Raw genomic sequence first — 4,187 nt, 5'->3', positions numbered from 1 at the left:
TAATTTAAAGTGTTCTTTTTTTTGCATCAACAAAAATGTATAAGTTGAATATACACAGGTTATTCGATCACCAACGAATCGGTTTTTCACTCGAACCTGGTGTGAGTTCAGCATCCGAGAGTGGTTCTGAACTCTCGACTTGTGTTGAATTTTGTTGAGAGTAACTGATCGGCATTAAAGACAAGCCATTTAAGACATCATTACTTATTTGTTGTGCGAGTAAGTCTGATGAGGTTGTAGATTGTGAATTATGAATAAGCTCTCCTAGAGATTGGCGTTGCTGTTGATTTACAGTTCCTGCAGCAGCAACTTTTCCTGTATTCACCTCAATCACTCGCCAATTTAGACGGATGGCTTGTTGCCCAGCTGGAACAGCGCCATAAAATGAACGTCCTTGAGTCGTTTTTGCTTCATTGATCCGTCCAACTAAAATATAGTCAGCACCCACTTTTTGCCCAAGTCTTGCCATTTCTGCTGGTGCACCATCCCAACGAAGAAATGCATTTTCAGTTGCCATTTCCTCAATATAGTCACGGCTGACTAAACTGAGCTGGCGTGAGTTTGATAGCTGAGTACCAATTAGATCGGCAACTTCTGTCACAAAGTCATCAGCATCACTGCCATCTGTTAGTTGAGTTTTTGAATAGTTATATTGAAATGGCATAACCGCAATACGGCGTAAGTGTTGATCCGCTACACTTGATTGAAACTTGCTGACATAAGCACGGACTTTCGCACGATAGTTTTTACCAGAACCAGATACACTCAGCACCTGAAAACGATTAATTGCACTAGTACCTTGTGTTTCAACACTAAAAACAGGAGAGGTTTTTCCTTGGTAGCTCCAATGATTGTTTGTTACGACCATGTTCACTTCTTCAGTCAGATCTGTACGTGAAGTAACACTAGTTCCATTCACAGATTGTGCTGCGATGAGCAAAGCTTCGGCAATTGCTTGTTGTTGCGTAGGGCCACTGCCTGTGGCTTCTTTCATAATTTCTTGTAAAGCAGCATAGGCTGAATGCGTTATTGTGAGGCAGAATAAAGCTGCATAAAGTAAAGATTTCATCGTTATCTATCATTCTAACCAAAAGACCTGATAACACAGGAATACTGTGTATCAGGTTTAATTTTTAAAGAGTTTATAAACCAAATGTCGAACGTTTCGCAGACTTACGAATTTCTTTTTCACTCGTCCATTCAACAATTCCTGTTTTTAGATTTTGTAATTTAAACGTGAATTTGTAATAAACATCACTCTTACCACCTGAATTTTTCACGATACTCGATAAATTACCGTTTAACATGTATTCAGCAGCAATTTGCGAACCCGTTTTAACAGCTGTTCGTTTATCTACCATACCACTCTGTTGTTGATACGCCAGTTGATCTGCCATAGCACCAACCGAAGTCATATCTACAAAACGGAATTTTCCAGAATTGATGAGTTTAGTTTGGATCGTATCCGTGATTGATTCAGTATCAATGTGCTCTTGAGTTTTATTTTTAATGCGATCGACGAAGAGCACAGGGCGACGAGACTGAGTCATTTCAATGACAGGTGGAAATGCCAACATGTCATCAACCATTTTTGCAGCAATTTGTTGAAGATCAGTTGATCCAAAATCTTTAGTAAGTGTTTCAGTTGCCTGTGCATCGCCATAAGAAACTGATTGTGATGTGCAACCACTCACAAAAGCGATTGTACTGATTGTTGTTGCTAAAGCTAAACTGCGAAGTTTCATATATTTCCCCCTGATCAAGAATCTATTGGTTAATCTTTTTTCATGTAAATCAGTACATCAACACCACTTGGATTGGGTGCGACAGACTGAACAGTTTTTACTTCACGCCCTTGTAATGTGATTGGTTTCCAAGTTGCACCTTCTGGATTGATTTCTGTTCCATTGGCATCAAACCAAACAACTTTGTATTCAAAAGATTGTGCGTAGAACCAACCATTTTTTAAGGCGAGTGATGCTTTTTTAATATCTCCAAGACTGACCATATTGATTCGATTGACACCAATACGGGTTGCGAGAATAGGATTACCTGTCATGGTTCTGACATTGCTTGCACCAGTATTTGGGTCTGTTTGTGTACGCATCGCATTTGGTGCTGTACATGCAGTTAAGCCAAGGCTAAAGCTACACAGAATTATGGGTAAAAGGCGTTGTTTCATTATGTTTTACTCAAGTTATTATTTAGCGATACTGAAGCTATCAGCGACAATTTGTTGGTTGGTTTCGATACCATGAATAAAGGTCGTCTGATTAGCTTTCACTTCAATATTGATCGATTGGTTTGCATAGTTGTTTTTAAGTTGAATGGTATGACTACCAACAGGGAGTAAAAGGCGAGTAACTTGTGCATTGCTTGGGAGGGTATTCCATGCACGAACATCTGCTTTTTCTGTGGCAGTGTTATAGACATTGCCTGCAAGTTGTCCAAATACGCCTAAACGATTGCCAAGTTCTTTTTGTACAGCGTATTTGGCAGTAGAACGTGCAATTTGAGTTGTGAGATTAGCGGCAATATTTTCTTTTAGTGTTTTTACAGCCAATGCACCAATATCAGTAAGTAATGCTGTATTTGCAACGGTTTTCCCATTCACTGCGATATCGACCTGTCTTGGTGTGATATAGGTTGAAGGGTCATAGCTTGCAAATGAGATATTCACTAATCCATTTGGTGTTGGAATTGCTAAGGTCGAAGAAATTTTTTGAGGAACTAATCCTTGCTCCAGGAAAATAACGACAGGATATTGAGCATTTGCTTTGTTTACACCGTTATCGAGTCGTTTTACATCATTTTTAATAAAATCATTTGGCTGTAGTTCATATGCTTTTTTATAATCAACTAAAGCATCATTTTTTTCACCCAAAGCTTCCCATAATGTTGCCGCCATATAAAATGCATACGCATTTTGATACGTGTTTTTTACTTTACCCGCAATTGTATTTAGTCCTGCTAAAGCTTCATCATATTCAGCTGGAGCAGAATTATCATTTTGAGCTTTGGCTGTTGCTTTTTCTGCTTCTTTGATATGAGCTAATTCAATTTCGCGTTGAATACGTTGCGCTACACGCATTTCAACAGCTGCGCCCTCAGTATTATTTAAAGCTAGATAGTTTATCGATTGGTAAACATGTGCTAATACCTGTTCATATTCAGGAATCTTATAAGGTGCTACGCTATCATTACTCACGAGGGATAGTGCCTTAAAACCTAATTTAGAGGCGCTAATTGTCGCTTTATTATTTTGAGTATCTAACAATTCAAATGCATTTTCAAAAGTTTGCTTACTAGCTTCATATTGTTTGTTTGCTTGTTCTAAACGCGCTTTTTCTAATAAATACAAAGCTGCATCATTACTTTTAGCTTTTTTTTCAAATAATTCTTGTGTTGGCGTCGATATTGGTTGAGTCAGTGATGAGCGAAAATTTTGAGCCGTGTCCGTATAGTTATCAAATAAACCAGCATGTACTTGAGTTGTTAAACCAGAAATCGATAAACTTATGCAGCTGATGAATAAGAATGAAAGCTTTGGTTTTAATAATAAAGATGACATATAAACCCCTATAGAAAATACAAACTGTATTAAAAAATTACGCAAATATACAAAAAGTTATAAATAATTAACAGGGATTTAAGATGATATTTAATAAATATTTTTATTTTATAAAGTAAAAGATTTTTTTATTAGTATAAGTTTTTGAAACATAATATTTATTTTGATTCATTCAAATATTATTTGAATGAATCTTTTAAATTATCTTTTTGATAAAAAAATATTTGTCAATCGATTTAAAAATTGCGGGCTGATGCTCGACAATTGATACATCAATTTAGTTTTAATTCCTATAGGTGTGTGTGTTGGAATCAAGGCATGATCTTTTTGTTGTGCTAGATGTAATACTTGTTTTGCTACATCAGCGGGTGTTAAATCTACGCCAATATTTTGAATACTGCCCGCATCCATATTCTTCACCATATTGGTTTGTACAAATAAAGGCATTACATCAAGCACACGAATATTATATTTCTGCCACTCGACGTCTAAAGCTTCTGTTAAACCACGAACAGCAAACTTACTTGCTGAATATGAGGCTAAATCTGCTTGTCCATAAATTGCTGAAGCTGAAGAAAGATTAATTACACGAGCAAAACTGGCTTTTTGTAGGTGA

The 4,187-nt window shown here is 36.8% G+C and carries 5 protein-coding genes; all 5 read right to left on the bottom strand.

The window, feature by feature from the left end; genetic code table 11:
* Positions 1–67: 67 nt before the first annotated feature.
* Positions 68–1,069 (bottom strand): CsgG/HfaB family protein, encoded by a 1,002-nt coding sequence (locus AAV96_RS00480; protein WP_046737894.1) that lies wholly within the window; start codon positions 1,067–1,069, stop codon positions 68–70.
* Positions 1,070–1,142: 73 nt separating this feature from the next.
* Complete coding sequence (lpoB, locus tag AAV96_RS00475) at positions 1,143–1,745, bottom strand: penicillin-binding protein activator LpoB (RefSeq protein ID WP_046737893.1); 603 nt, start codon at positions 1,743–1,745, stop codon at positions 1,143–1,145.
* Between the two features lie 29 nt (positions 1,746–1,774).
* Positions 1,775–2,182: a DUF1425 domain-containing protein gene (locus AAV96_RS00470; protein ID WP_004664180.1), complete on the bottom strand. Its 408-nt coding sequence runs from the start codon at positions 2,180–2,182 to the stop codon at positions 1,775–1,777.
* Positions 2,183–2,200: 18 nt separating this feature from the next.
* Positions 2,201–3,571 (bottom strand): COG3014 family protein, encoded by a 1,371-nt coding sequence (locus tag AAV96_RS00465; protein WP_046737892.1) that lies wholly within the window; start codon positions 3,569–3,571, stop codon positions 2,201–2,203.
* A 201-nt stretch (positions 3,572–3,772) separates the two neighbouring features.
* Positions 3,773–4,187, bottom strand: a 415-nt coding sequence (locus tag AAV96_RS00460) for an SDR family NAD(P)-dependent oxidoreductase (protein WP_046737891.1), incomplete at its 5' end; no start/stop codon positions are given.

It is taken from the genome of Acinetobacter sp. AG1, from assembly GCF_001005525.1.
Lineage (GTDB): Bacteria > Pseudomonadota > Gammaproteobacteria > Pseudomonadales > Moraxellaceae > Acinetobacter > Acinetobacter modestus.
The sequence above is the reverse complement of the archived record's forward strand: the minus strand, read 5'-3'. Positions and strand labels throughout refer to the sequence as shown.

Excerpts from the sequence above, each read along its gene's own strand:
- AAV96_RS00480 (WP_046737894.1), bottom strand. The coding sequence starts at position 1,069 with ATGAAATCTTTACTTTATGCAGCTTTATTCTGCCTCACAATAACGCAT.
- lpoB (WP_046737893.1), bottom strand. The coding sequence starts at position 1,745 with ATGAAACTTCGCAGTTTAGCTTTAGCAACAACAATCAGTACAATCGCT.
- AAV96_RS00470 (WP_004664180.1), bottom strand. The coding sequence starts at position 2,182 with ATGAAACAACGCCTTTTACCCATAATTCTGTGTAGCTTTAGCCTTGGC.
- AAV96_RS00465 (WP_046737892.1), bottom strand. The coding sequence starts at position 3,571 with ATGTCATCTTTATTATTAAAACCAAAGCTTTCATTCTTATTCATCAGC.